Source organism: Brevundimonas sp. FV1ye4L, assembly GCF_058681255.1.
This window is the reverse complement of the sequence record NZ_CM178734.1, coordinates 2,926,992-2,953,195: the sequence shown is the minus strand read 5'-3', so window position 1 is coordinate 2,953,195 and position 26,204 is coordinate 2,926,992. Positions and strand designations below refer to the sequence as shown.

The window sequence follows — 26,204 nt, the reverse complement described above, 5'->3', positions numbered from 1 at the left end:
GACAATTGTAGCGTATGCGCGACAACTGAAACGGATCAGCCAATGACCTCGCCGCCCATCTCGCCCAGTGAGGCCGAACTGGACCTGCTCAAATGCTTCTGGCGCGACGGCGACCTCAGCGTTCGGGAGGCCCAGGACAGGATTGCGAAGGACCTGGGCTGGAGCGCATCCACCACCCGGACGGTGCTGGAACGGATGCGCGGCAAGGGCCTGCTGTCGCGGCGCGACGTGCATGGGGTCGCCGTCTATTCGACCGCCCAGCCCAAGACGGCCGTCATCGGCGGACTGATGAAACGCCTCGCCGCTCTGCTGGACATGGACGGCCCCTTGCCGGTTGCGGCCTTCTCCGGCAGCCAGATATTGGACGCCGAGGACATCGCCGCTCTCAAGGCTCTGATGGACGCCGACGCGTCTGAAGAAACCTTGGAAGAGGGCGACCGATGACCCCCGTCGAGCTGATGGCCGCCGCCCTCGGAGCTTCAGTAGTCGTGGCGGCGCTGGGCTGGGGCGCGGCAAGCCTGGTGGAGCGTCGGGTCGGCGACCCTGGACTGCGCGAGCGCCTGTGGCGCGCCGCCTTGATCGCTCCACTGGCGCCGCCCCTGTTGACGCCCCTGACCCTTCTAATCCCGCGCCCGGTGCAGACCGTGGAAACCGTGCAGTCCCCCGCCCTGTCCGTGACGTCCGCGTCGCTGTCGGCGAACATTCCGGCTGCGGAGGCCGGGTGGGACGTACAGGCCGGACTGGAGGCGATGCTGGCCCATGGGTCGATGATTGTTGTCGGGCTGGCCGGAGCGGCGACGGCGATCCGCCTGGGGCTTCTGATATTCCGGGCCTGGCGACTGAACCGGCTGGTCCGCGCCTCCCGCCCCGCATCGAACCGAACGGTCGCTGTCGTGGAAGAGGCCGCCCGGCGCCTGGGCGTACGCCCGCCACAGGTGCTGACCCACGATGCGAGCGAGGCCCTGTTGTGCGGCCTCACCCGCCCCCGGTTGATCCTGCCGGCCGATCTGGACCCAGGGGCGGAGCGCGCCGTCTGCGCCCATGAATTGGCTCACCTCCGGCGCGGCGACCATCGCGCCGTCTGGTTGGACGAGGCGTTTCTGACCCTGCTGGCTTTCAACCCGATCCTGCCATGGCTCCGCGCCCGCTGCGCCGCCGCCCGGGAGGAAGCCTGCGACACCCTGGCCCTGGCTGGAACAGGGTCGGCCGAGCGCCGCGCCTATGCGCGCCTTCTTCTCGCAGCGCTGGAGCGCGCCGGCAGTCCGCCGCCCCTCGCCCTCACCTTTACCGGCCGCGCCCGCAGCCGGTCGCACCGGAGACTTGTCGCCATGAAACGTCTGAACGCCGTGCTTGCGCCGCCCGCCCGCCCCAGTCGCCGGCTGCACCTGGGCGCCGCCGCTCTGATCGCCGCCCTCGGCGGGACCGCCCTGGCGGCGCCCCTGGCGCTGGCTGCGGCGCGTGAGCCGGAGATCGTCCCCAGCATCGTCGCGGAGGCCGGATCTCCCGACTTCGACTGGACCAGCGCCGCCTTGAACCCGATCTATCGCGCAGCCTGGCCCGCCGCCTGCGGCTTCGGCACGACGGGCGACGGCGACCGAGTCTTCGTCGCTACAGTCTGCGACGGCTCCACCGCCGGCGAACTCCAGATCGACCGCCTGGCGGGCGCACCGGTCTCCTACCCCCGCCAGGCATTTGAGGCCGTCCGGGACGCCTGCGCCGCCGAACGCCCGGTTCGGATCGACTATCGCCAGAATGACGAGGCCAAGACGCTCGAAGTCGCCTGCGCCTACACACCCGAGGCGCCGCCCGCGCCGGTCATTGTGACGTTGAACCTCGATTATCCGAAGAATTTCGCGCCGGACGGCGCGCGGCTGACGATCTGGATGACGGCGAGGGACTATGACCGGGGCGGCCTGCTGAGTCTGCCCTTCAGCCAGGACGTCCTCCCGGGCGCCCCTCTACCCCGCGTCTTTTCCACACGGCTGTCCGCAACTTTTCTGCCAGTATCGGCTGACGATCCGCTGGCGTACGAGATTTCGGTCACTTTGAATGCGCCGGGACAGCCGTCGCCGCTAAGCGGCGTGGCCCGATCCGTGATGGTGAGCCGCGATCCCGTGTCCGCCCGCGTCAGCCTGCAATCCGGCGCCGCGCCGGCGGATCGCCTCGAACGATCGGCGATGGAAGCCGCCGAACAGGTGGCGACGGTCATCGGTCCCAGTCAGTACGAAACCCCCGACGCCGCCGGGCTGAAGACCATGTGCGCCAGCGCCGACCCGGGCGAGGCGGGCTTCTGCAGCGGCATTCTGTTCAACACCGCCCTGGCCCCCGGCGTCTGCGCGCCGAAGACCGCCGACGGGAGGCTGGACACGGCGACGGTGGACCGCGAAGGCAAGCGCCGCATCGCAGCCCTGACGCCTGCCTTCGGACAAGGCCCCGTCCCGTTCGCGCGTCAGGCCCTGCGTCAGGCCTTCCCGTGCGGCGCCGTCCGGTCAAAAGAGATCGCCGTCACCGCCCCTTGAAGTCCGGCTTCCGCTTGTCGACAAAGGCGGACATGCCTTCCTTCTGGTCCTCAAAAGCGAACAGGGAGTGGAACAGCCGGCGCTCGAACCGGACGCCTTCGCTCAGGCTGGTCTCCAGGGCGACATTGACCATCTCCTTGTTCATCATCACCGCCAGCGGGCTTTGCCCCGCGATCTTGGCGGCGGCGGCGCGGGCTTCGTCCAGCAGGGCCTCGGGGGCGACGACGCGGCTGACCAGGCCGGCGCGCTCGGCCTCGGCCGCATCCATCATCCGGGCGGTCAGGATCATGTCCATGGCCTTGGACTTGCCGACCAGTCGGGTCAGCCGCTGCGAACCGCCGATGCCGGGCGCCACGCCCAGATTGATCTCGGGCTGCCCGAACTTGGCGGTCTCGGAGGCGATGATGAAATCGCACAACATGGCCAGTTCGCAGCCGCCGCCCAGGGCGTAGCCCGACACGGCCGCGATGATCGGCTTGCGGAAACGCGTGATCCGGTCATGGCCCAGGGCGAAGAAATTGCCCTTGAACATGTCGGCATAGGACTGGTCCGCCATCTCCTTGATGTCGGCGCCGGCGGCGAAGGCCTTGGCCGAGCCGGTCAGGATCAGGCAGCGCACGCTGTCGTCGGTCTCGACCGTATCCAGGAAGGCCGCCAGTTCGCCGAACAGGGTCGAGTTCAGGGCGTTCAGCGCCTCGGGCCGGTTCAGGGTCACGACCGCATAGCCGTCAGCATGGCGTTCAATCAGCAGGGTGGAATAGGCGTCGGCCATGGGCGGTCTCCTCTGTTGACGCCGGTCATAGAGGATCGACGGCCGTTCGTCATGACGGCCGGTCGTCTCAGCGCTTCTGACAGGACAGGCAATAGAAGGTCGAACGTCCGCCCTGGACGATGCGCGCGACCGTTCCCGTGCAGCCCTCCCCCCGACACGCCTCGCCCTCGCGGCCGTAGACGTCGAACCGGTGCTGGAAATAGCCCTGGCCGCCCTCGGCGTTGGCGAAGTCCTTCAGGGTCGAGCCGCCGGCGGCGATGGCGTCGTTCAGCACGTCGCGGACGACCGAAGCCAGGGTCTCCAGCCGCGCCTTCGACAGCGATCCGGCCGCCACCAGGGGCGAGATCCGGGCCCGGTACAGGGCCTCGCAGACATAGATGTTGCCCAGGCCGGCGACGATGCGCTGGTCCAGCAGGGAGACCTTGATGTTCTGGCTCTTGCCGGCGAAGGCCTCGGCCAGATGGGCCCCGGAAAAGCCGTTGCCCAGCGGCTCGGGCCCCAGGCCGGCGAACCAGGGATGGGCCTCTACCTGGGCGGTGGGGATCAGGCCCATGAAGCCGAACCGGCGGGCGTCGGCGTAGCCAATGCGGGTCGCGGCGCCGTCGCGCACGGCGCAGCCGCTGAAATGCTCGTGCTTGCCGGCGATGGGCGCCGCCTCCTCGAACTCGCCCAGCTGGGTTCCGTCCAGGGTGAAACGGCCGGTCATGCCCAGATGGGTGATCCAGGTCTCGCCGGTGGACAGGGGCAGCAGCAGATATTTGGCGCGGCGATCGACCCGCTCGACCGTCGCCCCCTCCAGCCGCTCGACGAATTGGTCCGGGAACGGAAAACGCAAGTCGGGCCGGTTGATCCGCACCCGCGACAGACGCGCGCCCGCCAGCACTGGCGTCAGACCGCGGCGGACGGTTTCGACCTCGGGAAGTTCAGGCATGGGGCGGTCCTAGCCCGTCCCGGAGCGTGGGCCAAGCGGATCGTCCGCCCCCGTCCGGATGTTCGGAAAACATTGTTCGTACCGACGTGGGAACGACACCCCGGCATGTCATTGCCGTCTTGAGCAGTCCGGGGGGAATGTGTCTCAGTCCGTCATCATCCATACGCCGCCTTCGCGCGTCGCACGCCTGCGCGAGTTGGTCCGGTCGATCGGCGTCTCGCGCGACGACGCCGCGATCCTGGCGGCGACAGCCGTTCTGGCGATCAGCGTCTATTTCCTGGCCTTCCCTGGCGTCGACATCGCCGTCAGCCGCCTATTCTATCGACCTGAAGCCGGTTTCTTCCTCGCCGACAATCCCTTGTTGAAGGCGTTACGCAAGAGCTCGACTCTGGTGCTGGCCTTGCTGCTGCTCGGCGTGATCGGACGGTTGGCCTGGCGCGCACTGCGTCGGCGTTCCGTCGGCGCGACCGCGCGGCGGACCGTCTTCGTCCTGGCCGCCCTGACGCTCGGGCCGGGTCTGGTCGTGAACACCCTGCTCAAGGGCCTGTGGGGGCGCCCCCGCCCGGTCCATATCGACCAGTTCGGCGGCGAGGCCGTCTTCACCCCCGTCTGGGTGATCAGCGACGGCTGCCAGTCCAACTGCTCCTTCGTTTCGGGCGAGGGCTCCAGCGCGGCCTGGATGGTCGGGGTCCTGCTGGTGCTGACGCCGGCGAAATGGCGGCCGGTCGTCCTGCCCCTCGGCCTCGTCTACGCCTTCGCCCTGTCGATGAACCGGCTGGCCTTCGGCGGGCATTTCCTGTCGGACATCCTGCTGTCCTGGGCCCTGACGGCCCTGGTCATGGCGGGGGTCTATCGGGTGACGGTGGCCTCGCCCGGCCTGGTTCGCCGGGCGCGTCGGCGGTTCCGCGGGCTGCAACCCCTCGCCGTCTGATCCTGGCTTGGGCGTGACCGGTTGCCGCAGGCGGCGTTATGGGCTTACGTCCGCGTCGAACGTGGGAACCGATCTCGATGACTGACGCCGCCGCTGCGCCCCAAAGCCCTGCCCAAAAGGGCCGGCTTGAACTGACCCTTCGCGCCCTTGTGCTGGGCTGCCTGCTGGCGGTGATCTTCACCGCCGCCAACACCTATTTGGGCCTGCTGGTCGGCCTGACCTTCGCCTCGGCCATTCCGGCGGCGGTGATCTCGATGGCGGTGCTGCGGGCCTTCCGTACATCGACCATCTGGGAGAACATGACCGTCCAGACCGTGGCCTCGGTCGGCGGGGCCATGAGCTCGATCATCTTCGTCCTGCCCGGCCTGGTGATGATCGGCTGGTGGCTGGAGTTTCCCTTCTGGCAGTCGGTGGCCATCTGCATCCTGGGCGGCGTGCTGGGGGTGACCTTCTCCATCCCGCTGCGCCGCGCCCTGGTGACCAACGGCGGCCTGCCCTACCCCGAGGGCGTCGCCGCCGCCGAGGTGCTGAAGGTCGGCTCGCGCGGGGCCGAACAGACCGAGAGCGCGGTGCGCGAGAACAAGTCCGGCCTGTGGATCGTGGTCGCCGGCGCCGTGGTCTCGGCCGGCTACGCCCTGCTGGTCGCGGGCCGAGTCTTCGCCGGCGAGGCGGCGCGCTTCTTCAAGCTTCCAGCCGCCCTGGGTGGCGGGGCCACGGGCATGGGCTTCGGCATGCAATTCGCGCTTCTGGGCGCGGGCCATCTGATCGGTCTGACCGTGGGTCTGGCCCAGTTGTTCGGCCTGATCCTGGCCTGGGCCATCGCCGTGCCGATCCTGACCAGCCCCGACACCGTGGCCTGGCTGACGGCGCACGGCATCCCCTCCATCGCCTCAACCCTGCCCGCCGGCGCGCCGGCCGAGGAGCTGGCGGCGACCGTCTGGAGCCGCGAAGTCCGCTTCATGGGCGCCGGCGTCATCGGCGTCGCCGCCATCTGGACCCTGGTCAAACTGGCCGGTCCCTTGATCGGCGGCCTGACCTCGGCCCTGGCCGCCAACGCCAAGCGCGCCCACGGCGAGGTGCTGGAACGCACCGAACAGGATCTGCCCATCAAACTGGTCGGCGGAATTTCGGTCGTCTGCCTGATCGGCATCGCCGGCCTCTTGGCCTGGTTCGCCCAGAGCGCCCCGGCCCTGGCGGGATCGACCGCCCTGCTGGTGATCGGCGGCCTGGTCTATGTCGTCCTGATCGGTTTCGCCGTCGCCGCCATCTGCGGCTATATGGCCGGCCTGATCGGCTCGTCGAACAGCCCGGTCTCGGGCGTCGGCATCCTGGCGGTCGTGATCGCCTCGCTGCTGATGCTGGGCGTCATGGCCATTGCGGGCGTGCCCGCCGATCCGTCGATCATCGCCTTCGCCCTGATCGTGACCGCCGTGGTGTTCGCCGTCGCCGTCATCGCCAATGACAATCTTCAGGACCTGAAGACCGGCCAACTGGTCGAGGCCACGCCCTGGCGCCAGCAGACCGCCCTGATCGTCGGCGTCGGCGCCGGCGCCATCGTCATTCCCCTGATCCTGAACCTGCTGAACCAGGCCTTCGGCTTCGAGGGCGGCCCGCCCGCCATCGTCGAGGGCGCCAAGACCCTGGCGGCGCCCCAGGCCACCCTGATCTCGGCCCTGGCGCGCGGCGTCATCGGCGGCGATCTGCGTTGGGACCTGATCGGCCTGGGCGCGGTGATCGGCGTGATCATCATCGTGCTGGACGCCGTCGTGTCCAAGGCCACGAACGGCAAGGTCAAACTGCCGCCGCTCGCCGTCGGCATCGGCTTCTACCTGCCCGCCGCCGTCACGACCATGCTGGTCATCGGCGCCGTCTGCGGCTGGATCTACGACAAGGCCGTGTCCAGCACCCGTTACGCCGATGTGGCGCGCCGCATGGGCGTGCTGCTGGCCTCGGGCCTGATCGTCGGCGAGAGCCTGTTCGGCGTCTTCACCGCCGGGGTGATCGTCGCGACGCGCGACGACGCGCCGTTCGCCATGCTGCCCGACGGTTCGACCTGGCCGGCCATGCTGGCGGGGATCGTCGGCTTCGCCGTCGCGGTCTTCGGCCTGTACGCCTGGACCCGGAGCCGCGCCAAGGCGGTCTAATAGTCTCCCTCCCCTTCATGGGGAGGGACGATCGCGCAGCGATCAGGGTGGGGCCCGAAGGGGCGTGAGCGAAATGTTCTGACTGCCCCACCCCGGCTGCGCCGCCCCTCCCCATGAAGGGGAGGGAGATTTTCAGGCCCGCGTGGCCACCATCATATAGTTGATCCCCGCATCGTCGCTCTGGCTCCAGCGGTCGGTCAGCGGGTCATAGTTCAGGCCATACGGCCCCTCGACCGTCACAGCCTCCTGCGACAGCATCGCCCGGATCTCGTCGGGTTTCAGGAACTGGCGCCAGTCGTGCGTCCCGGCCGGCACCCAGCGCAGCACATATTCCGCAGCCACCTTGCCCAGGGCCAGGGACTTCAAGGTGCGGTTCAGGGTGGCCACCATCATCACCCCGCCCGGCCGGACCAGGCGCGAACAGGCGCGCACGAAGGCCTCAGGATCGGCGACATGCTCGATTACCTCCATGGTCAGGACCACGTCGAACGGCCCCGCCCCTTCCGCCTCGATCTGTTCGACCGTGGCGGCGCGATAGGCGATGTCCAGCCCGACCATCTCGGCATGGGCGCGGGCCGTGCCGATGTTTTCGGACGAGGCGTCGATGGCGGTGACGGAAAAGCCCATCCGCCGCATCGGCTCGGCGATCAGCCCGCCGCCACAGCCGACGTCCAGCAGCGTCAACCCCTCGAACGGACGACGCGCCTTCGGATCGCGTCCCAAACGGGTACAAAGCTGCTCGCGGATCAAGGCCAGCCGGGCCGGATTGAACCGGTGCAGGGGCGCGAACGGCCCGTGCGCATCCCACCATTCGGCCGCCTGGGCGGAGAAGCGGGCCACATCGGCCGGGTCGATCGATGCGCCAAATGCGCCTTCGGACGAATTTTGCGGAAAACCATGCCCTTCGCGGGGTAGGCGAGACGGTGCGGCGTCGCTAGAAGCGGTCATGCGCGAGGGATGAACCTTCGCGCCCTTTCACGCAAGCAGGGGGCGGAACGCCACGATGACGCGGCCCGATTCTTCACGATCCGACACCACGAGACTGGTGATGAAGTTCGGCGGCACCTCGATGGGCGACCTCGAACGGATCCGGCGCGCCGCGCGGATCGTCGCAGCCGAGGCCGCTTCCGGAAAGAAGATCGCCGTCGTGGTCTCCGCCATGGCCGGCAAGACCAATGAACTGGTCGCCTGGACCGACGGCGCCGGCCCGGCCGCCGCGGGCCTGCCGCTCAGCGATGACGAATATGACGTGGTGGTCGCCTCGGGCGAACAGGTGACGGCTGGCCTCCTGGCCCTGACCCTGCGCAACATGGGGCTGAACGCCCGCTCGTGGATGGGCTGGCAGGTGCCGATCATCACCGACGACGCCCACGCCCGCGCTCGCATCATCGACATCCCCGGCGACAAACTGGGCGCCGCCGTCGACGCCGGCGAGATCGCCATCGTCCCCGGCTTCCAGGGCGTGACGCCGGAGGGCAAGATCACCACCCTGGGCCGGGGCGGATCCGACACCTCGGCGGTCGCCGTGGCGGCGGCCCTGTCCTGCCCCTGCGACATCTATACCGACGTGGACGGCGTCTATACGACCGACCCCCGCATTGAGAGCCGCGCGCGCCGCCTGGCCAAGGTCTCCTACGAGGAGATGCTGGAAATGGCCTCGCTGGGGGCCAAAGTGCTGCAGACCCGTTCAGTCGAGCTCGCCATGGCCAAGCAGGTGCCGGTGCGGGTTCTGTCCAGCTTCATCGAACCGGACGAATCCGGCCAAATGCCCGACAAGGGCGGAACCCTGATCTGCGACGAGGAGGAGATCTTGGAAAAGCGCATCGTGTCCGGCGTGACCATGAGCCGTGACGAGGCCCGCATCACCCTGCTGGGCCTGTCCGACCGCGTGGACGCCCCCGCCGACGTCTTCACCCGCCTGGCCGAGGCCAACGTCAATGTGGACATGATCGTCCAGAGCCAGGCCCGCACCGCCAATACGGTCAACCTGACCTTCACCACCGGCCGCCGCGACGCCGTGCGCGCCGCCGAACTGATGACGGCGGGCCAGGATCAGCTCGGCTTCGAGGAAATCCGCGTCGACGAGGACGTCGCCAAGGTGTCCGTCGTCGGGGTCGGCATGCGCAGCCACGCCGGCGTGGCCCAGACCATGTTCCAGGCCCTGGCCGACAAGGGGGTCAAGTTCCAGGCCATCTCGACCTCGGAAATCAAGATCAGCGTCCTGATCGACGCGGCCTATGCCGAACTGGCCGTGCGCGCATTGCATTCGGCTTACGGGCTGGACGCGATATAGGTGGTTTGAACAGGCGCTTCGGCGCCACAGCGCGGGAGCCATAATGCCGGCAGGCGGCGCGATGACCAGGGGACCTCGGATCCTCCTGCGCCAGATCCGCGAGGCTCTGGGCGGGGCCGGTGCGGGCGCGACCCCGGCGCAGGACCGCCTGAACATGGTGGTGCGGATCATCGCCCGGTCCATGGTCGCCGAGGTCTGCTCCATCTATCTGCGCCGCGCCTCGGGCGAGCTGGAGCTGTTCGCCACCGAGGGCCTGAACCCCGACGCCGTCCACAACACCCGCCTGCGTCCCGGCGAGGGTCTGGTCGGCGAGGTGGCCCGGATGGCCCAGCCGATCAGCCTGTCGGACGCGCCGTCGCATCCGTCCTTCTCCTACCGGCCGGAAACGGGCGAAGACCCCTATCACGCCTTCCTCGGCGCCCCCCTGCTGCGCGGCGGCCGGGCCATCGGCGTCCTGGTCGTCCAGAACCGCACCGAGCGGCGCTATGACGAGGAGGAGGTCGAGGACATCCAGACCATCGCCATGGTCCTGTCCGAGACGGTGTCCTCCGGCGAGTTGCTGGAACAGGACGAACTGCGCGACGTCGAACTGGCGCCCCATCGCCCCGAACGGCTGAAGGGTCAGAAGTTCGGCGACGGCCTGGCGGTCGGCCGGGTCGTCCTGCACGAGGCGCCTCTGCCGCCTGAGAAACTGCTGGCCGAAGACCCGGCGATGGAAGAGGCCCGGCTGAAGCTGGCCCTGGCCTCGCTGAAGACCGGCCTGGACGCCATGCTGGACAAGGGCCAGGGCCTGGCCGGCCCCTCGTTCGAGGTGCTGGAGACCTATCGCATGTTCGCCGACGACCGGGGCTGGAACCGGTCGCTGGAAGAGGCGGTCCGCAACGGCCTGACCGCCGAGGCGGCGGTAGACCGCGTCCGAAACGAACACCGCGCCCGGTTCGCCCAGGCCCGCGACCCCTATATCCGCGAAAGGCTGCACGATTTCGAAGACCTGGCCAACCGGCTGCTGCGGGTGCTGGCGGGCGACAAGCCGGGCGAACGCGAGCTGCCCGACGACGCCATTCTGGTCGCCCGTAACCTGGGTCCGGCGGATCTGCTGGAATATCCGCGCGACAAGCTTAAGGGCCTGCTGCTGGAAGAAGGCTCGGCCGCCAGCCACGCCGCCATCGTCGCCCGCGCGCTGCAGATTCCCTGCGTCGGCCGTCTGATGGGCCTGCGCGACCGGCTGTCGGAGGGTGACATCGTCATCGCCGATGGCGAGACCGGCGAGGCCTATCTGCGGCCCCGCCCCGACATGATCGAGGCGGTCCAGTCGCGGATGGCCGTGCGCGATCAACGCCAGGTCCAGTTCGCCCAGTTGCGCGACACTCCCGCCGTCACCCTGGACGGTCAACGCATCACCATCCTGACCAACGCCGGGCTGGCGGTGGACCTGGAGAACCTGAACGAGACTGGGGCCGAGGGCATCGGCCTGTTCCGCACCGAATTCCAGTTCATGGTCTCGGACGAACTGCCCCGGCTGGACGCCCAGACGGCCCTGTACAAGCTGGTGCTGGACGCCGCCGGCGACCGGCCCGTCACCTTCCGCACCCTGGATATCGGCGGCGACAAGGTCCTGCCCTATCTGGAGGCCGAGCGCGAAGAGAACCCGGCCCTGGGCCGCCGCGCCATCCGCCTGGGCCTGGACCGGCCGTCTCTTTTACGGATGCAACTGCGCGCCCTGCTGACGGCGGCGGCGGGCCGCGAGCTGCGCGTCATGTTCCCGATGATCGCCACGGTGGACGAATACCGGGCCGCGCGCGAACTGGTCGATGTCGAATGCGCCTGGGCCAAGCGGCGCGGCCGCGCCCTGCCCGCCCTTCTGCGGGTCGGGGCCATGGTCGAATGCCCGTCGCTGCTGTGGCATCTAGACGCGCTATTGCCGCTGACCGACTTCGTCTCGATCGGCACCAACGACCTGTTCCAGTACATGTACGCCGCCGACCGGACCAATCCTCTGGTCTCGGATCGCTACGACCCCCTGTCGCCCCCGACCCTGCGCGCCCTGCAGTCGATCCAGAAGGCCTGCGCCGACACCGGCACCCCCGTGTCGATCTGCGGCGAGCTGGCGGGCCGGCCGCTGGAGGCCTTCGCCCTGATCACCCTGGGCTTCACCCGTCTGTCGGCCCCGGCCGGCGGCGTCGGCCCGGTCAAGCGGATGATCCTGTCCGCCGACCTGACGGCCGCCCGCCGTGGGCTGAACAATCTGCTGAACCTGTCCACCGGCTCCGTCCGTAACGAGATCGAATCCCTGGCGCGAAAGTTGAACGTGTCCGTCTGAAGATCGTCGCGCGCGTCCCGATTAGGGAATCGCCGTTGATGGGACAGGGATTATGGTTTATCCACAGGACGCATCAGGACGGACTCCGGGGGGAGGCGCGTCCGGTCACGAAGACATGCTAACCGACGGGTCCGTTTCGAGTACGGGGCGGATTCAGGCCGTTCCGAGTGTGGGGTCAGGCGTCATGGCGCTGGATGCGGGGCACGCCCCCGAAGAGTTCAAGGCACATCCCGACTGGAAGGACGTCACGCCCTCCATCGCGGAGTCCGCGACTCTGGGCGACGGCCTGCGCCGCGCGCGCGAGCAGTCGGGCAAGTCCCTGGCCGATTTGGCCGCCGAGACCAAGGTCCACACCCGTTTCCTGATCGCTTTGGAACAGAACGACTGGTCGTCCCTGCCGTCCCGCGTCTTCGCCATCGGCTATGTGCGCGGCTATGCGGCGGCGCTGGGCCTGGACGAACAGCTGGCCGTCGAGCGGTTCAAGCGCGAAAGCCCCGACACCTCGGCGCCGTTGAAAGCGCCGATCGGCGTGGCCTTCGAGGACGTCAAACGCTATTCGCCGCGCATCATCGCCGGGATCGCCGTGGTGGCCCTGGCCGTCGTCGGCTGGAACATCTTCCAGCGCGTCAGTCTGATGCGGGCGCCCGAGCCGTCGGATATCGCCACTGTGCCCGAAAGCTGGTCCCTGGGCGCTGTGCCCGGCCAGGACGGGCTGATCGACCTCAGCGCGCCCCGCGCCGCCCCGCCCGACCAGACCACGCCGGCCCTCTATATCACGCCGGGTCTCGAGGCCCAGCTGACCGGGATCGACCCCAATGACCCGGCGGTGATCGCGGCAACGGCGGCGGCGAACAACGCCCCGGTGCAAAAGGCCTTCAACCCCCGCGGCGCCGTCTATGGCGCCCCCGCCACCGCCTCCCAGGTGGTGATCCAGGCCAAGAAGGCCGGCGCCCTGGTGGTGCGTCTCGCCGACGGGCAGGCCCTTTTCGCGCGCCAGATGGCGGCCGGCGAAGCCTGGCGCGCGCCCCTGGGCCTCAGCGCCGTCATCGACGTGTCGGATCCGGCGGCCTTCGACGTCTATCTGAACGGCGAACACGGCGGCGTCCTGCCGGCCGTCGTCACGCCCCTGACGCAACTCAACCGCCGCGCCGAGGACGCCGCCCGTCAGGTGGCGGACGAGCAGGCGCGCCGTCAGCTGCAGATTCAAGCTGACCGGGCGGCCCAGGCTCAAACTCAGGCCCAGCAGGCGGTCCCGCCTGTCACGCCCCTCGCCGGCGCCGCCACGACAAACTGATCGTCGCGCCCCCGTGGTCCCGCCGTCATCATCGGCCTATATGACCCTTCCATGAGCGATCACACCCACGTCCGACCCTGGCGCCATATCGAGCGTCGCAAGAGCCGCCAGATCCGCGTCGGCTCCGTCCTGGTGGGCGGCGACGCCCCGATCAGCGTCCAGTCGATGACCAATACGCCGACGTCCGACGCGGGGGCGACGATCGACCAGATCCGCCAGCTCGAAGAGGCCGGGGCCGACATCGTCCGCGTCTCCTGCCCCGACGTGGAATCGACCGAGGCGTTCAAGACCATCGCCCGCGAGGCCAAGGTCCCCTTGGTCGCCGACATCCACTTCCACTACAAGCGCGGCATCGAGGCGGCCCAGGCGGGCGCCGCCTGCCTGCGGATCAATCCCGGCAATATCGGCAGCGCCGACCGCGTCCGTGACGTGATCCAGGCCGCCAAGGACCACGGCTGCTCGATGCGGATCGGCGTCAACGCCGGCTCGCTGGAAAAGGAGCTGCTGGAGAAATACGGCGAGCCCTGCCCCGACGCCATGGTCGAGAGCGCCCTGAACCACGCCCGCATCCTGCAGGACCACGACTTTCACGAGTTCAAGATCTCGGTGAAGGCCTCCGACCCCTTCCTGACCGTCGCCGCCTACCAACAATTGGCGGACGCCATCGACTGCCCCCTGCACCTGGGCGTGACCGAGGCCGGCCCCCTGCGCACCGGCACGATCAAGTCGGCCATCGGCCTGGGCTCGATGCTGTGGGCCGGCATCGGCGACACCATCCGCGTCTCCCTGGCCGCCGATCCGGTCGAGGAGATCAAGGTCGGCTTCGACATCCTGAAGTCGCTGGGCCTGCGCCACCGGGGCGTCAACATCATCGCCTGCCCGTCGTGCGCCCGTCAGGGCTTCAACGTCATCGAGACCGTGGCCCTGCTGGAAGAGAAACTGGCCCATATCTCGACGCCGATGAGCCTGTCGGTCATCGGCTGCGTCGTGAACGGCCCGGGCGAGGCCCTCTATACCGACATCGGCTTCACCGGCGGCGGCAAGGGCGCCGGTATGATCTATCTCAACGGCAAGATCGCCCACAAACAGGCCAACGACGGCATGATCGACCACATCGTCGACCTCGTCGAACAGAAGGCCGCCGAACTGGACGCAGCGCGGGCGGCGGAGCTCCAGGCGGCGGAATAGGCCGCGCATGAGTTGTGTCAGTTTTGACAAATTACGCGCGCCTTGATTGACGGCTCACGCCTCAAATGCAACCTATGCCGTAAGTTCACCTGGGAGGGTGAACTGTAATCCATTGAGGGGCTTCATGATATTCCGTAACTACGCACGCTTCGGCGTGCGTGCGCTCGCGCTTGTCGGCGTGGCGTTGTCTCTGCCTGCCTGCGCTACCGTGACGCGTGGCTCGAGCCAGCAATTCTCCGTCCAGAGCACGCCGCCGGGCGCGCAGGTCAGCACGTCGAACGGCTTCGAATGCCAGGCGACCCCCTGCACCTTCCGCATGCCCCGCAAGGACGCCTTCCGCATCACGGTGTCGAAGGAGGGCTATGTCGCCCAGACCCACGACATCACCAGCAGCGTCTCGGGCGCGGGCGGCACGGCCATGGCCGGCAACATCCTGATCGGCGGCCTCATCGGCGGCGCCATCGACGCGACCTCCGGCGCCATGAACGACCTGAAGCCCAATCCGCTGATCGTCACCTTGCGCACGCCGGCCGAAGAGGCGGCAGCCGCCCGGTCCGTCGCTCCGACCACCACCCCGACTGGAGATCAATAATGTTTCGCCGTCTCGCTTCTGCTGCTTGCCTGACCGCGCTGCTGGGCGTCGCCGCCTGCGCCAGCCCGTCGAACCCAGCCCTGATGACCCTGGCCGCCACGCCCGGACTTACCGCCGCGCCCGGTGATCTCGGGTACAAGTCGGTGACGACGGTCACGGTTTCCGGCGGGCAGGACACCAATCCGATGTGGACGTCGCAAGTGTCCAATGCGGACTTCAAGACCGCCCTGGAAGGCTCTTTGGCCGCTGCCGGTTACATGGGCACGGAGGGTCAGCCGATGACGGTCTCCGCATCTCTGATCGACCTCAAACAGCCCTTTGCCGGCCTCGACATGTCCGTCACCAGCCAGATCCGTTACACGGTGCAGCGCGCAGACCGCACCGTCTTCGACGAGACGGTGGCGGCGACCGGAACGGCGACCATGGGTCAAGCTTTCATGGGCGTCGAACGTCTGCGGATGGCCAACGAGGCCTCCATCCGCGAAAACATCAAGGAATTCCTGACCCGCTTCCGCGCCCGCGCGCGCTGACCGAACCTCAGGAAGGCCACAGCGACGGCGGACTCCAACCCGCCGTCGTTCTTGTTCAGATCACCCCGAACAGCCGCAGCGCCTGATAGCCCGCCGACAGCAGCACCACGGCGCCGACCCCATAGGTCAGGACCCGGCGTGGCGAGATCCGGGCGATCACCCCGGCGAAGGGGGCGGCGATCAGGCCGCCCAGGATCAGCCCCCCGACGGAGGCCGCGTGGGTGGCGATCCCTTCGGCCTGCTCCCAATGGCCGGTCAGCAGGGCGGCCAGGAAGGTCGCGGAAATAGCCGAGGTGACGAAGAATTCCGCCGTATTGGTGGTGCCGATCGAGGCGCGCGGATCGCCGCCCGATCCCACGAGCGTGGTGGTGACCGTGGGGCCCCAGCCGCCGCCGCCGATGGCGTCGAAGAAGCCGCCGACCAGGCCCAAGGGGCCCGCCGCTCGAAGCGGAAAGATCCGTTCGCGCGTCTGACGGGTGGCGCGCCAGATGATGACCCCGCCCATGAAGGTCAGGTAGGCGGTGATCCAGGGCTTCACCAGATCGCCGTCGACACTGGTCAGGACGAAGGCGCCCAGGCTGCCGCCGACGACGCCGCCCAGGACCAGCGGCGTGAACAGCTTCCAGTTCACATTCCTGTTCACCGCATGAGACCCGGCGGAGGCGGCCGTGGTGAAGACTTCGGCGGCGTGGACACTGGCCGAAGCGGTCGCGGGCGGCACGCCGAACGACAGCAGAACCGTCGATGAAATCACCCCGTAGGCCATGCCCAGGGCGCCGTCGACCGACTGGGCCAGGAAACCGACGAGGAGGAAGACGAGGAAATCTTGCATGGCGGCCCCGGAGGTTGGTCGTGACGGTGTGGCTTATTTTCCTAGCGGGTCAATAGGAGAAGAATTCACCGCCGCTTGCAGCAGGGTTCGCGCCTCGAACACCGCTGCAATGGCGTCGCGCCCGTCCTGCAGCACGGGTTGAAGCGGACAGGTTTCGACGTCCGGGCAGGTTTCGCAAGGTCCATGGGCGGTGCGCGACGCGCAGGGCGCCAGGGCCAGCGGCCCTTCCAGCGCCCGGATCACATCGGCGAAACTGATGGCCTCCGCCGACGCCGCCAGGGCGTAGCCGCCGGTTCTCCCCCTCTTCGACACCAGCAGTCCCTGACGCCGCAAGTCCAGCAATATGGCCTCGAGAAACTTGCGCGGCGCCGTCGCCGCCTCGGCGATCTCACCGATCGTGGCGGGGCCGCCGCCGGGCAGGCCGGCCAGATGGATCATGGCGCGCAGCGCATAGCGGGACCGGTTCGACAACATGGTCCGTGATCGCGTGATCACGCGCCGGACGCAAGACGTGGGACAGGGACCGGTGATCGCGCCTGACGCCGTCCTCATGCAAAATCACAATCCCGGCGCCACGCCTCGGTTCAGGCGACAATCGACAGCACGCCCCCCGGCGCGCTAAGGACGGCGCTCTCTTTCTCCAGGATTTCCCCTTGCGTCTGCCCCAGGCCCGTCTCGATCAGGTGCTCGACCGTTTCCACGAGGTGGAGGCCCGGATGGGGGCCGCGACGGACGGCGTCGAGATCGTTCGCCTGTCCAAGGAACATGCCGAGCTCAAGCCCGTCGCCGACGCGGTTCAGGACTTGGCCCGTCTCCGCGCTGAGATGGTCGATCTGGAGGCGATGGCCGCCGATCCCGAAATGGCCGCCATGGCCCAGGACGAGTTGCGCGACCTGACCGAGCGCCTGCCGGGCCTGGAACGCGACGTCGCCCTGCTGCTGGCCCCGCGCGACGCCGACGAGAACGCCTCGGCCGTGCTGGAAGTCCGCGCCGGCACCGGCGGCGACGAGGCGGCCCTGTTCGCCGGCGACCTGTTCCGCATGTATTCGCGCTACGCCTCGACGCGCGGCTGGCGGATCGAGCTGGATTCGGCGACCGAAGGCGACGCCGGCGGCTACAAGGAAATCATCGCCACCGTCACCGGCGACGGGGTGTTCGGCCGACTGAAGTTCGAAAGCGGCGTCCACCGGGTCCAGCGCGTGCCGACGACCGAGGCCGGGGGCCGCATCCACACCTCGGCCGCCACCGTCGCCGTCCTGCCCGAGGTCGAGGACGTCGAGATCGAGATCCTGGAAAAGGACATCCGCATCGACACCTTCCGCGCCTCCGGCTCGGGCGGTCAGCACGTCAACAAGACGGATTCGGCCGTGCGGATCACCCACCTTCCAACCGGGATCGTGGCCACCAGCTCCGAAAAGTCGCAGCACGTAAACCGCGACAAGGCGATGAAGAACCTGCGGGTGCGCCTGTACGACATGCAACGTCAGGCCAAGGATCTGGCCCGCGCCGACTCGCGCAAGTCCCAGGTCGGGTCCGGCGACCGGTCAGAGCGGATCCGCACCTACAACTTCCCCCAAGGGCGCGTGACCGACCACCGCATCGGCCTGACCCTGCACAGCCTGCCCCAGATCCTGGAAGGCGACCTGGACCCCATGCTGAACGCCCTGATCGCCGAGGATCAGGCCGCACGCCTGGCGGATCTCGAGGCCGAGTTCGGCTGATCAGCCCAGCACGCCCGTCATCGGCAGACACAGCACCAGACCGGTGGCGGCGGTATAGCCGGCGAAGGCGTGGATCGAGCGGCGGCGGCAGGTGACGGCCTCGGGCTCGCCGATACGCGGCGCTTGATCGGTCCAGAGCAGGTACAGAGCCTGCACCGTCCAGCCGGCCATGAAGGCGGCGACGGCCCAGCCGCTGAGGGCCGCCAGCGTCGCGCCGGACAGCATGATCAGCACGCCGGCCAGCACGATCACGCCGTCCCCAACCTGCTCCCCGAGCGGTATCGCGATCAACCCAGCCAAGGCGCGTTGCAGACGCCAGTTGAGCCAGGCCTGATACAGAAGCATCAGCCCGCCCAAGACGTAGAAAACCCCGATCGCGCGCGCTGCCCACTCCATGGCAGGAATAAGGCGTCATTCCCGAGCGGGCCGTAAGTGCGGAAAACCCCTTATTTCGCGGAAAGCGCCCGACCGGCGCATCCAAGACACATCCGTTGATATCTCAGACCGAGAGCGCAGCTTCCGCCTGGAGGGCCCGCACGACCGCCGGACGGCTCGCCATCCGGTCGTAGTGCGCCTGAACCCGTGGAAACTCGGCGATGTCGACGCCGTCGCCTTCCAGCCAGCCGGAGAAGGTGAACAGATAGGGGTCGGCGACCGAATAGGCGTCGCCCAGCACCCAGTCGCCCCCGCCGTTCTGGGCCAGATCCGCTTCGATCAGGACGAAGCAATCCCGCATGTTCTGCGTCACCTTGGCCGCCATCGAGGCCTGGGCCGCCACATCGTCGCTCCAGCGCGAGGCCCGTCGGCCATGGGCGTGGGCCACATGGACGGTGGAGGCGAGATAGAGGTTGAAGGCCTGCATCCGGGCGAAGGCGAACGGATCGACCGGCGCCAGCAGTCCCGGCGGCGCGAGCGCGGCGATATAGGCCAGGATGGCCGGGCTTTCGGTCAGGATCCCCTGATCGGTCGCCAGGGCCGGGACCCGTCCCTTGGGATTGAGGGCCAGAAACGCCGGTTTCTGCTGGTCGCCGCGGGCGAAATCGACCAGCCGAACCTCGAAGTTCAGGCCGGACTCTTCCAGTGCGATATGGCTGGCCCGGCTGCAGGATCCGGGCGCAGTATAGAGCGTCAGCATGTTCAGGCCTCGCCGAGAATTAGAAAAGGCGGCGAGATCATCGCCGCCTTTTCAGGTGTCTTACAGGTCCAGCAGGGCCCGCTGCGGGTCTTCCAGCAGTTCCTTGACCCGGACCAGGAAGGTCACGGCTTCCTTGCCGTCCACGATCCGGTGGTCATAGCTGAGGGCCAGATACATCATCGGGCGGATCTTGACCTCGCCGTTGATGGCCATCGGGCGCTGGACGATGTTGTGCATGCCCAGGATGCCCGACTGCGGCGCGTTCAGGATCGGCGTCGACATCAGCGACCCATAGGTGCCGCCGTTGGTGATGGTGAAGGTGCCGCCCTGCATCTGATCCATGGTCAGGTCGCCGTCACGCGCGGCCTTGCCCAGGGCGCCGATGCCCTTTTCGATGCCGGCCAGCGTCAGGGTGTCGGCGTCGCGCAGCACCGGAACCACCAGTCCCTTGTCGGTGCCGACGGCGACGCCGATGTCATAGTGGTTCTTGTAGATGATGTCCGTGCCGTCGATCTCGGCGTTGACGGCCGGGATCTCGTGCAGGGCCGCGACGACGGCCTTGGTGAAGAAGGACATAAAGCCCAGCTTCACGCCGTGGCGCTTCTCGAACACGTCCTTGTACTGGGCGCGCAGGGCCATGACGTTCGTCATGTCCACCTCGTTGAAGGTGGTCAGCTGGGCGGCGGTGTTCTGCGATTCCTTCAGGCGACGGGCGATGGTCTGACGCAGGCGCGTCATCTTCACCCGCTCCTCGCGCGGACCGACAGCGCGCGGCGCCGAGGGGGCGGCGGCGGCCGGAGCCGGAGCAGCGGCGCCGATGGCGGCGATGGCGTCAGCCTTGGTGATATTGCCCTTTGGCCCGGTGGCGGCGATGGCCTTCGGGTCCAGATTGTTCTCGGCCACCACGCGCTGAACGGCGGGCGACAGGGCGTCGTTCTTGGCGACCTGGGCCGAGCCGGTGTTGGCCGGGGCGGCGGCAGGCGCAGCCGGAGCCGGCGCAGCGGCGGCCGGAGCCGCAGCGGCGCCCGAACCCGAGATCGAGCCGATCTTCTGGCCGGGGGTGACGGTCGCGCCTTCGTCGGCGGCGATGGTCAGCACGCCGTCAGCCGGCGCCGACACCTCGACCGCGACCTTGTCGGTCTCGATCTCGACCAGCAGTTCGTCCTTCTTGACCGCATCGCCGCTCTTCTTGAGCCATTTGCCCATCGAACCCTCGGCGACGCTTTCGCCCATGACCGGCACGGTGATGTCGATGCTCGACGCAGCGGCGGCAGGCGCAGCCTTGGCCTCAGCCTTGGCGGCCTTGGCCGGAGCCGCAGCAGCGGCCGCGCCGCCTTCGGTCACCGAACCCAGGACGGTGCCCGGCACGACGGTGTCGCCCTCGGCGGCGTTGATCGCGCCCAGGACGCCGTCGGCCGGGGCCACGACTTCCAGCGACACCTTGTCGGTTTCCAGTTCGACGAGCAGTTCGTCCTTCTTGACCGCGTCGCCGACCTTCTTGGTCCATTTCGCGATGGTGGCCTCGGTGACGGATTCACCGAGGGCGGGGGTCAGGATGTCGGCCATGTCGGGTCCAGCTGTCTTTCGGAGTGTCTTGTGACGTGTATCAGGCGAAGGCTTCGTTGGTGAAGGTCTCGAGTTCCTTCAGGTGTCGGCTCATCAGGCCGGCGGCCGTAGAGGCCGAGCCGGGACGACCGACATAGCGGGCGCGCTTGGAGGCGACGTCCAGCTTGTCGAGCGTCAGCTCCAGCCACGGATCGACGAAGGTCCATCCGCCCATATTCTTCGGCTCTTCCTGGCACCAGACCACTTCCGCCTTCGGGAAGCGGGCCAGTTCCTTGCGCAGGGACTGGATCGGCCACGGATAGAACTGTTCCAGGCGCAGGATATAGACGTCGTCCACCGCCTGGCCGTCCTTGGCCTTCTTCTCGCGGGCGTCCAGCAGGTCGTAATAGACCTTGCCCGAGCACAGGATGACGCGGCGGATCGCCTTGTCGGCCTTGATCTTGATCCCGGCGACGTCGGGGCGCGTCTGGGCGTCGTCGTGCAGGACGCGGTGGAAGGACGAACCCTCCGCCAGATCCTTCATCGTCGAGACCGCCTTCTTGTGACGCAGCAGGCTCTTGGGCGTCATCAGGATCAGCGGCTTGCGGAACGGCCGGTGCATCTGGCGACGCAGGATGTGGAAATAGTTGGCCGGGGTGGTGCAGTTGGCGACCTGCATATTGTCTTCGGCGCACTGTTGCAGGAACCGCTCCAGGCGGGCCGACGAGTGTTCCGGCCCCTGGCCTTCATAGCCGTGCGGCAGCAGCATGGTCAGGCCGCTCATCCGCAGCCATTTGCGTTCGCCCGAGCTGATGAACTGGTCGATCACCACCTGGGCGCCGTTCACGAAGTCGCCGAACTGGGCTTCCCACATGACCATGGTGTTGGGGTCGGCCAGCGAGTAGCCGTACTCGAAGCCCAGCACCGCCTCTTCCGACAGGGCCGAGTCGATGACCTCGTAGTTGGCCTGGCCTTCGCGCAGGTTGTTCAGCGGGATGTAACGCTCTTCGGTCGTCTGATCGATGATGCCCGAATGGCGCTGCGAGAAGGTGCCGCGCACCGAATCCTGGCCCGACAGGCGAACCGGAAAGCCTTCATCCACCAGCGAGGCGAAGGCCAGGCTCTCGGCCGTGGCCCAGTCCAGGTTCTCGCCCGAGGTGATGGCCTCGCGCCGGCCGTCGATGACCCGTTTCAGCGTCTTGTGCATGTCGACGCTGTTGGGGATCGTGGTCAGGCGATGGCCCAGGTCGGTCAGTTTGGCCAGGGGCACGGCCGTCTCGCCGCGCAGCTCGTCCTTGGGCGACTGGAAGCCCTGCCACTGGCCGTCCAGCCAGTCGGCCTTCTCGGCGGACCAGGTCTTTCCGGCCTCGAACTGTTCGTCCAGGAAGGTGTCGAACCGGGCGATCTCGGCGTCCACATCGGCCTGCGTCAGCACGCCCTCGGCGACCAGACGCTGCGAATACAGTTCGCGGGTCGAGGGCTGGGCGCGGATCTTCGAATACATCAGCGGCTGGGTGAAGGTGGGATCGTCGCCTTCGTTGTGGCCGAAGCGGCGGTAGCAGAACATGTCCACCACCGCGTCCTTGTGGAATTTCTGGCGGTATTCGGTGGCCACCTTGGCGGCGAAGACGACCGCTTCGGGATCATCGCCGTTCACGTGGAAGATCGGCGCCTGGACCATCAGCGCCACATCCGACGGATAGGGCGACGAGCGCGAGTTCCGCGGGCTGGTGGTGAAGCCGATCTGGTTGTTGATGACGAAATGCAGGGTGCCGCCGGTGCGGTAGCCCTTCAGACCCATCAGAGCGAAACATTCGGCCACCACGCCCTGGCCGGCGAAGGCGGCGTCGCCGTGGATCAGCAGGGGCACGACCTTGGACCGGTCAAGCGCCCATTCGGCCTCGGGCTTGCCGGCGTTGGCGTCGCGGATGTCGAAGGCCTGTTTGGCGCGCGCCTTGCCCAGGACGACCGGATTGACGATCTCGAGGTGCGACGGGTTGGCGGTCAGCGACAGGTGGACGTGGTTGCCGTCGAACTCGCGGTTTGAGCTGGCGCCCATGTGATATTTGACGTCGCCCGAACCGTCGATGTCGCTGGGCACGGCCGAGCCGCCCTGGAACTCGTGGAAGATGACCTTGTAGGGCTTGCCCATCACGGCGGCGAGCACGTTCAGGCGGCCGCGGTGGGCCATGCCCAGAACGACTTCATCGACGCCCAGATTGCCGCCGCGCTTGATCACCTGCTCCAGCGCCGGGACCATGGCCTCGCCGCCGTCCAGGCCAAACCGCTTGGTGCCGGGGAAACGCTTGTGCAGGAACCGCTCGAAGCCTTCAGCCTCGATCAGCTTGTTCAGGATGGCCAGCTTGCCTTCCTTGGTGAAGGCGTTCTGCTCGAACTTGTCGGCGCCCTCGAACCGCTGTTGCAGCCAGGACTTCTCTTCCGGCTCGGCGATGTGCATGTACTGGATGCCGATGGTGCCGCAATAGGTGCGCTTCAGCAGGTCAAGGACTTCGCGGATCGTCCCGGTCTGAAGCCCTAGAACCCCATCCAGGAAGATCGGGCGGTCCATGTCGGCTTCGCTGAAGCCATAGAATTCCGGCGTCAGCTCCGGGTTTTCGACCGGCTGTTCGATGCCCAGCGGGTCCAGCTTGGCCTGCAGATGGCCGCGCACGCGATAGCTGCGGATCAGCATCAGGACGCGAATGGAATCATGGGCGGCGGCGCGGATCGCGTCAGCGGACACCTCGACGGGCGCAGCCTTGGCCGTTGCGGGCGCCGGCGCTGCGCCGGGCTTCTTCGGATCAGGCTTGGGCGCCGGCCAACGGCCGTCGAACACGGCGTTCGCCTCATTGGGCTCCGTCGCCGTGCCACGTCCCCAGCCGCCGGCCTCGGCCGAGGCCTTCACGCTGGCGGCGTTGTCGCGCAACTGGTCAAAGAAGGCTTTCCATTCCGCCGAGACCGAGCCCGGATCGGTGGCCCATTTCTCGTGCAGCTCCTCGATATAGGCCGCATTGGACCCGTAGAGGAATGAGGTCTCGGCAAAGACCTGGTTCAGCCGACCGGCATCGTCCGCCATCGTTTTTCGCAATCCCTGGCCCCCGACGGACACATCTCCGTGAGGGGTGCGCCCGTCATATAGGCCCGCTTTCCTTATGGGTCATGACCGAAACGGGGCAATTCGGTGAGAAATTGGTCGCAACCGCAAAGAAAAACGCCCCCGGCCGAAACCGGGGGCGTCCAATCCTGCCGCAACCGGCATTTTTCGTTCCCCCTCCCCCGCAGGGGGAGGGAGAGGTTCGTGCGATCAGCCCTTCAGCACTTCCACCAGGGTCTTGCCCAGGCGGGCCGGCGATTCCGACATGCGGATGCCGGCGGCTTCCATCGCCGCGATCTTGGATTCCGCATCGCCCTTGCCGCCCGAGACGACGGCGCCGGCGTGGCCCATGGTGCGGCCCTTGGGCGCCGTACGACCCGCGATGAAGCCGGCCATCGGCTTGGAGCGGCCCTTCTTGGCTTCGTCGATCAGGAACTGGGCGGCGTCTTCTTCGGCGCCGCCGCCGATTTCACCGATCATGATGATCGAGGTGGTTTCCGGATCGGCCAGGAACAGCTCCAGCACGTCAATGAACTCGGTGCCCTTGACCGGGTCGCCGCCGATGCCGACGGCCGTGGTCTGGCCCAGGCCTTCGTTCGAGGTCTGGAACACGGCTTCATAGGTCAGGGTGCCCGAACGCGACACGATGCCGACCGAGCCCTTCTTGAAGATATTGCCCGGCATGATGCCGATCTTGCACTCGTCCGGCGTCAGGATGCCGGGGCAGTTCGGGCCCAAGAGGCGCGACTTGGAGCCTTCCAGGCGGCGCTTGACGTTGACCATGTCCATCACCGGGATGCCCTCGGTGATGCAGGTGATGAAGGGGATCTCGGCGTCGATGGCTTCGATGATGGCGGCGGCCGCGCCCGACGGCGGGACATAGATCACCGAGGCGTCAGCGCCCGTGGCGTCCTTGGCTTCGGCGACCGAGGCGTAGATCGGCAGGGTTTCGCCGTGCGAACCCGTCCAGTTGGTGCCGCCCTTGGTCGGGTGCACGCCGGCGACCATCTGGGTGCCGTGATAGGCCAGGGCCTGTTCGGTGTGGAAGCCGCCGGTCTTGCCGGTCAGGCCCTGGACGATGATCTTGGTGTCTTTGTTGACGAGGATGGACATGAGGTCTCGTTTCTGGGGTTAGGCGGAAAGGAAAGGATTTTCGACCCGGACCGACCCGTAGGTCTGACCGTGATTGAGATCTTCGGAGTAGAGGACTTTCGCCCCGAGCCGTTCGGCGGCGGCGATGATGGCGCCGTCCCAGTAGGATATCTGATGGCGCTGGGACAGATCGACGGCGGCGAGGACGACGGCGGGATCGATGGACTGGCAAGGCTTCTTCGCCAGCGTACGAACCCAGCGCCGAGCCGTTTCCGGCGTGAGAGGGCGCGCGCCCTTGCGGGTCGCTACATTGTAAAACTCGGCCAGCACCTGCCCGGACGTTCCGTACCGGCCCTGAAGGATGATGCGTCGCGCGATGTCACGCTTTTCCGGCGCAACCCGCCCCCCTTGGGCCGCATAGATCAGGATATTGGTGTCGAGGAAGACTTCAGCCCCAGCGATCAAAGCGAGGCTCTCCGCTGTAGGTTTCCTCGCGGCTGAACCGCCAGTCGCCCATGTCCCCTTCGGACTCGTCGATCAGCTTCAGCAATTCCTGCGTCGCTTCGTCATGTTCGACCTCCTGCTCGACCAACCGGGTCAGGAAGCCGCGCACCATCTCGTTGACGCTGGTCCGCTTCATGGCCGCCAGCACCCGCACCTTGTCGAGCAGGTCGTCGTCGATGGCGAGGGTCAGGTTGCGGGTCACGCGGCGCTCTACACGGGTTATGTGTAACACATAGCCCGTGGGCCCGGGTTAGTCGAGCCTCGGCAACATATAGATCAGCGTGGATCCTGGGCCCGTCCGATCCAGCCCGAGAAGCCGCATTTGCCCCGTTCGAGCCATCGCCACGAACTGGGCGTCAGAAAGGCTTCGCGCCGGCGCCCGGCCCTCGGGGGTCTGCAGCCAAGCATAGGCGTCAAGGCCGACCGTGTTGATGGAATCGAACTTCATGAGGCCGCTCAGCCGTTGGGCCAGGGCGCGATGATCGGTGGGGCGGACGGCGACCCCGCAGAAATCCAGCACAATCGTCTCGCGCCCGACGCGCCGCGTCATCCGGCCCGTCATGACGATGCTCATGTCGGTGGCGTTGGTGCGCATGAAGCCTGCGAGTTCCGTGGCGTTGCGAAGTCGCGGCGTCATGCTTTCCGGCACAGGCGAAAAGCCGGCCTCCGCCGCCAGAATCGCCGCTTGAGCGCGGTCGCCCTGCGAAGCGACGCAGATGGTGTTCAAGGTCGCGATAATGTCGGTGGGTTCAGGCGCCGCCACAGAC

General features: G+C 67.7%; 24 protein-coding genes. 11 read left to right on the top strand and 13 right to left on the bottom strand.

What is annotated here, in order from left to right; translation table 11 throughout:
* The first annotated feature begins 42 nt into the window (after window positions 1–42).
* Complete coding sequence (locus ACW17X_RS14200) at window positions 43–444, top strand: BlaI/MecI/CopY family transcriptional regulator (protein ID WP_492098347.1); 402 nt, start codon at window positions 43–45, stop codon at window positions 442–444.
* Window positions 441–2,519, top strand: coding sequence for a M56 family metallopeptidase (locus tag ACW17X_RS14195; protein WP_492098345.1), 2,079 nt, complete (start codon window positions 441–443; stop codon window positions 2,517–2,519). The genes ACW17X_RS14200 and ACW17X_RS14195 overlap by 4 nt, the downstream gene beginning before the upstream one ends.
* On the opposite strand, the gene ACW17X_RS14190 is transcribed toward ACW17X_RS14195, so the two are convergent.
* Entirely contained in the window at window positions 2,506–3,291 is a 786-nt protein-coding gene (locus ACW17X_RS14190; RefSeq protein ID WP_492098343.1) for an enoyl-CoA hydratase, read from the bottom strand. The genes ACW17X_RS14195 and ACW17X_RS14190 overlap by 14 nt on opposite strands.
* 67 nt (window positions 3,292–3,358) lie before the next feature.
* Window positions 3,359–4,222 (bottom strand): bifunctional DNA-formamidopyrimidine glycosylase/DNA-(apurinic or apyrimidinic site) lyase, encoded by an 864-nt coding sequence (mutM, locus tag ACW17X_RS14185; protein WP_492098341.1) that lies wholly within the window; start codon window positions 4,220–4,222, stop codon window positions 3,359–3,361.
* Window positions 4,223–4,361: 139 nt separating this feature from the next.
* Between mutM and ACW17X_RS14180 the strand changes: the two genes are divergently transcribed.
* Entirely contained in the window at window positions 4,362–5,153 is a 792-nt protein-coding gene (locus ACW17X_RS14180; protein WP_492098339.1) for a phosphatase PAP2 family protein, read from the top strand.
* Window positions 5,154–5,230: 77 nt separating this feature from the next.
* Window positions 5,231–7,297: an OPT family oligopeptide transporter gene (locus tag ACW17X_RS14175; protein WP_492098338.1), complete on the top strand. Its 2,067-nt coding sequence runs from the start codon at window positions 5,231–5,233 to the stop codon at window positions 7,295–7,297.
* A gap of 132 nt (window positions 7,298–7,429) precedes the next feature.
* On the opposite strand, the gene ubiG is transcribed toward ACW17X_RS14175, so the two are convergent.
* On the bottom strand, window positions 7,430–8,245 hold the full coding sequence (gene ubiG, locus ACW17X_RS14170; RefSeq protein WP_492098336.1) for a bifunctional 2-polyprenyl-6-hydroxyphenol methylase/3-demethylubiquinol 3-O-methyltransferase UbiG: 816 nt from the start codon (window positions 8,243–8,245) through the stop codon (window positions 7,430–7,432).
* Between the two features lie 55 nt (window positions 8,246–8,300).
* On the opposite strand from ubiG, the gene ACW17X_RS14165 reads away from it, so the two are divergent.
* The 6 genes from ACW17X_RS14165 (at window position 8,301) to ACW17X_RS14140 (ending at window position 15,514) form a co-directional block, all read left to right on the top strand.
* The gene (locus tag ACW17X_RS14165; protein ID WP_492098334.1) at window positions 8,301–9,590 is read left to right on the top strand and encodes an aspartate kinase; all 1,290 of its coding nucleotides are present in this window, start codon (window positions 8,301–8,303) and stop codon (window positions 9,588–9,590) included.
* A 61-nt stretch (window positions 9,591–9,651) separates the two neighbouring features.
* Complete coding sequence (gene ptsP / locus ACW17X_RS14160; protein ID WP_492098332.1) at window positions 9,652–11,910, top strand: phosphoenolpyruvate--protein phosphotransferase; 2,259 nt, start codon at window positions 9,652–9,654, stop codon at window positions 11,908–11,910.
* A 184-nt stretch (window positions 11,911–12,094) separates the two neighbouring features.
* Window positions 12,095–13,204, top strand: a complete 1,110-nt coding sequence (locus ACW17X_RS14155) for a helix-turn-helix domain-containing protein (RefSeq protein ID WP_492098330.1) — start codon at window positions 12,095–12,097, stop codon at window positions 13,202–13,204.
* A 51-nt stretch (window positions 13,205–13,255) separates the two neighbouring features.
* A complete protein-coding gene (ispG, locus tag ACW17X_RS14150; protein WP_492098328.1) occupies window positions 13,256–14,392 on the top strand; it encodes a flavodoxin-dependent (E)-4-hydroxy-3-methylbut-2-enyl-diphosphate synthase in 1,137 nt (378 codons plus the stop codon).
* Between the two features lie 124 nt (window positions 14,393–14,516).
* The gene (locus ACW17X_RS14145) at window positions 14,517–14,984 is read left to right on the top strand and encodes a PEGA domain-containing protein (RefSeq protein ID WP_492098326.1); all 468 of its coding nucleotides are present in this window, start codon (window positions 14,517–14,519) and stop codon (window positions 14,982–14,984) included.
* Window positions 14,984–15,514 carry a hypothetical protein gene (locus ACW17X_RS14140; RefSeq protein WP_492098324.1) on the top strand — a complete coding sequence of 177 codons (531 nt, stop codon included), beginning with the start codon at window positions 14,984–14,986 and terminating at the stop codon, window positions 15,512–15,514. The genes ACW17X_RS14145 and ACW17X_RS14140 overlap by 1 nt, the downstream gene beginning before the upstream one ends.
* Window positions 15,515–15,569: 55 nt before the next feature.
* Here ACW17X_RS14140 and ACW17X_RS14135 read toward each other — a convergent pair whose 3' ends face one another.
* Both ACW17X_RS14135 and ACW17X_RS14130 read right to left on the bottom strand, forming a co-directional pair.
* Window positions 15,570–16,346, bottom strand: coding sequence for a sulfite exporter TauE/SafE family protein (locus tag ACW17X_RS14135; protein WP_492098323.1), 777 nt, complete (start codon window positions 16,344–16,346; stop codon window positions 15,570–15,572).
* A gap of 33 nt (window positions 16,347–16,379) precedes the next feature.
* Window positions 16,380–16,820, bottom strand: coding sequence for an RrF2 family transcriptional regulator (locus ACW17X_RS14130; protein ID WP_492100476.1), 441 nt, complete (start codon window positions 16,818–16,820; stop codon window positions 16,380–16,382).
* Window positions 16,821–16,999: 179 nt separating this feature from the next.
* Here ACW17X_RS14130 and prfA point away from each other — a divergent pair, with 179 nt between their 5' ends.
* The gene (prfA, locus tag ACW17X_RS14125; protein ID WP_492098321.1) at window positions 17,000–18,067 is read left to right on the top strand and encodes a peptide chain release factor 1; all 1,068 of its coding nucleotides are present in this window, start codon (window positions 17,000–17,002) and stop codon (window positions 18,065–18,067) included.
* Here the strand turns inward: prfA and ACW17X_RS14120 are convergent, their stop codons facing one another.
* The 8 genes from ACW17X_RS14120 to ACW17X_RS14085 form a co-directional block, all read right to left on the bottom strand.
* The gene (locus ACW17X_RS14120) at window positions 18,068–18,412 is read right to left on the bottom strand and encodes a hypothetical protein (protein ID WP_492098319.1); all 345 of its coding nucleotides are present in this window, start codon (window positions 18,410–18,412) and stop codon (window positions 18,068–18,070) included.
* Between the two features lie 154 nt (window positions 18,413–18,566).
* A complete protein-coding gene (locus ACW17X_RS14115; protein WP_492098318.1) occupies window positions 18,567–19,202 on the bottom strand; it encodes a glutathione S-transferase family protein in 636 nt (211 codons plus the stop codon).
* 60 nt (window positions 19,203–19,262) lie between these two features.
* Window positions 19,263–20,768 carry a 2-oxoglutarate dehydrogenase complex dihydrolipoyllysine-residue succinyltransferase gene (odhB, locus tag ACW17X_RS14110; RefSeq protein ID WP_492098316.1) on the bottom strand — a complete coding sequence of 502 codons (1,506 nt, stop codon included), beginning with the start codon at window positions 20,766–20,768 and terminating at the stop codon, window positions 19,263–19,265.
* Window positions 20,769–20,808: 40 nt separating this feature from the next.
* Complete coding sequence (locus tag ACW17X_RS14105; protein ID WP_492098314.1) at window positions 20,809–23,823, bottom strand: 2-oxoglutarate dehydrogenase E1 component; 3,015 nt, start codon at window positions 23,821–23,823, stop codon at window positions 20,809–20,811.
* Window positions 23,824–24,051: 228 nt separating this feature from the next.
* Complete coding sequence (gene sucD, locus ACW17X_RS14100) at window positions 24,052–24,954, bottom strand: succinate--CoA ligase subunit alpha (protein WP_492088917.1); 903 nt, start codon at window positions 24,952–24,954, stop codon at window positions 24,052–24,054.
* Between the two features lie 18 nt (window positions 24,955–24,972).
* Window positions 24,973–25,398, bottom strand: coding sequence for a PIN domain-containing protein (locus ACW17X_RS14095; protein WP_492098312.1), 426 nt, complete (start codon window positions 25,396–25,398; stop codon window positions 24,973–24,975).
* Window positions 25,382–25,639 (bottom strand): DUF6364 family protein, encoded by a 258-nt coding sequence (locus ACW17X_RS14090; protein ID WP_492042221.1) that lies wholly within the window; start codon window positions 25,637–25,639, stop codon window positions 25,382–25,384. The genes ACW17X_RS14095 and ACW17X_RS14090 overlap by 17 nt, the downstream gene beginning before the upstream one ends.
* Before the next feature lie 48 nt (window positions 25,640–25,687).
* Complete coding sequence (locus ACW17X_RS14085; RefSeq protein WP_492098310.1) at window positions 25,688–26,164, bottom strand: hypothetical protein; 477 nt, start codon at window positions 26,162–26,164, stop codon at window positions 25,688–25,690.
* Window positions 26,165–26,204 lie beyond the last annotated feature (40 nt).

What these genes read in the sequence shown, in the direction of transcription:
- ptsP (WP_492098332.1), top strand. Translation starts at nt 9,652, where the DNA reads ATGACCAGGGGACCTCGGATCCTCCTGCGCCAGATCCGCGAGGCTCTG.
- sucD (WP_492088917.1), bottom strand. Translation starts at nt 24,954, where the DNA reads ATGTCCATCCTCGTCAACAAAGACACCAAGATCATCGTCCAGGGCCTG.
- ACW17X_RS14130 (WP_492100476.1), bottom strand. Translation starts at nt 16,820, where the DNA reads ATGTTGTCGAACCGGTCCCGCTATGCGCTGCGCGCCATGATCCATCTG.
- ACW17X_RS14115 (WP_492098318.1), bottom strand. Translation starts at nt 19,202, where the DNA reads ATGCTGACGCTCTATACTGCGCCCGGATCCTGCAGCCGGGCCAGCCAT.
- ACW17X_RS14155 (WP_492098330.1), top strand. Translation starts at nt 12,095, where the DNA reads ATGGCGCTGGATGCGGGGCACGCCCCCGAAGAGTTCAAGGCACATCCC.
- ACW17X_RS14135 (WP_492098323.1), bottom strand. Translation starts at nt 16,346, where the DNA reads ATGCAAGATTTCCTCGTCTTCCTCCTCGTCGGTTTCCTGGCCCAGTCG.
- ACW17X_RS14140 (WP_492098324.1), top strand. Translation starts at nt 14,984, where the DNA reads ATGTTTCGCCGTCTCGCTTCTGCTGCTTGCCTGACCGCGCTGCTGGGC.
- ACW17X_RS14105 (WP_492098314.1), bottom strand. Translation starts at nt 23,823, where the DNA reads ATGGCGGACGATGCCGGTCGGCTGAACCAGGTCTTTGCCGAGACCTCA.
- ispG (WP_492098328.1), top strand. Translation starts at nt 13,256, where the DNA reads ATGAGCGATCACACCCACGTCCGACCCTGGCGCCATATCGAGCGTCGC.
- ACW17X_RS14190 (WP_492098343.1), bottom strand. Translation starts at nt 3,291, where the DNA reads ATGGCCGACGCCTATTCCACCCTGCTGATTGAACGCCATGCTGACGGC.
- ACW17X_RS14175 (WP_492098338.1), top strand. Translation starts at nt 5,231, where the DNA reads ATGACTGACGCCGCCGCTGCGCCCCAAAGCCCTGCCCAAAAGGGCCGG.
- ACW17X_RS14200 (WP_492098347.1), top strand. Translation starts at nt 43, where the DNA reads ATGACCTCGCCGCCCATCTCGCCCAGTGAGGCCGAACTGGACCTGCTC.
- ACW17X_RS14195 (WP_492098345.1), top strand. Translation starts at nt 441, where the DNA reads ATGACCCCCGTCGAGCTGATGGCCGCCGCCCTCGGAGCTTCAGTAGTC.
- odhB (WP_492098316.1), bottom strand. Translation starts at nt 20,768, where the DNA reads ATGGCCGACATCCTGACCCCCGCCCTCGGTGAATCCGTCACCGAGGCC.
- ubiG (WP_492098336.1), bottom strand. Translation starts at nt 8,245, where the DNA reads ATGACCGCTTCTAGCGACGCCGCACCGTCTCGCCTACCCCGCGAAGGG.
- ACW17X_RS14145 (WP_492098326.1), top strand. Translation starts at nt 14,517, where the DNA reads ATGATATTCCGTAACTACGCACGCTTCGGCGTGCGTGCGCTCGCGCTT.
- ACW17X_RS14120 (WP_492098319.1), bottom strand. Translation starts at nt 18,412, where the DNA reads ATGCTTCTGTATCAGGCCTGGCTCAACTGGCGTCTGCAACGCGCCTTG.
- mutM (WP_492098341.1), bottom strand. Translation starts at nt 4,222, where the DNA reads ATGCCTGAACTTCCCGAGGTCGAAACCGTCCGCCGCGGTCTGACGCCA.
- ACW17X_RS14165 (WP_492098334.1), top strand. Translation starts at nt 8,301, where the DNA reads ATGACGCGGCCCGATTCTTCACGATCCGACACCACGAGACTGGTGATG.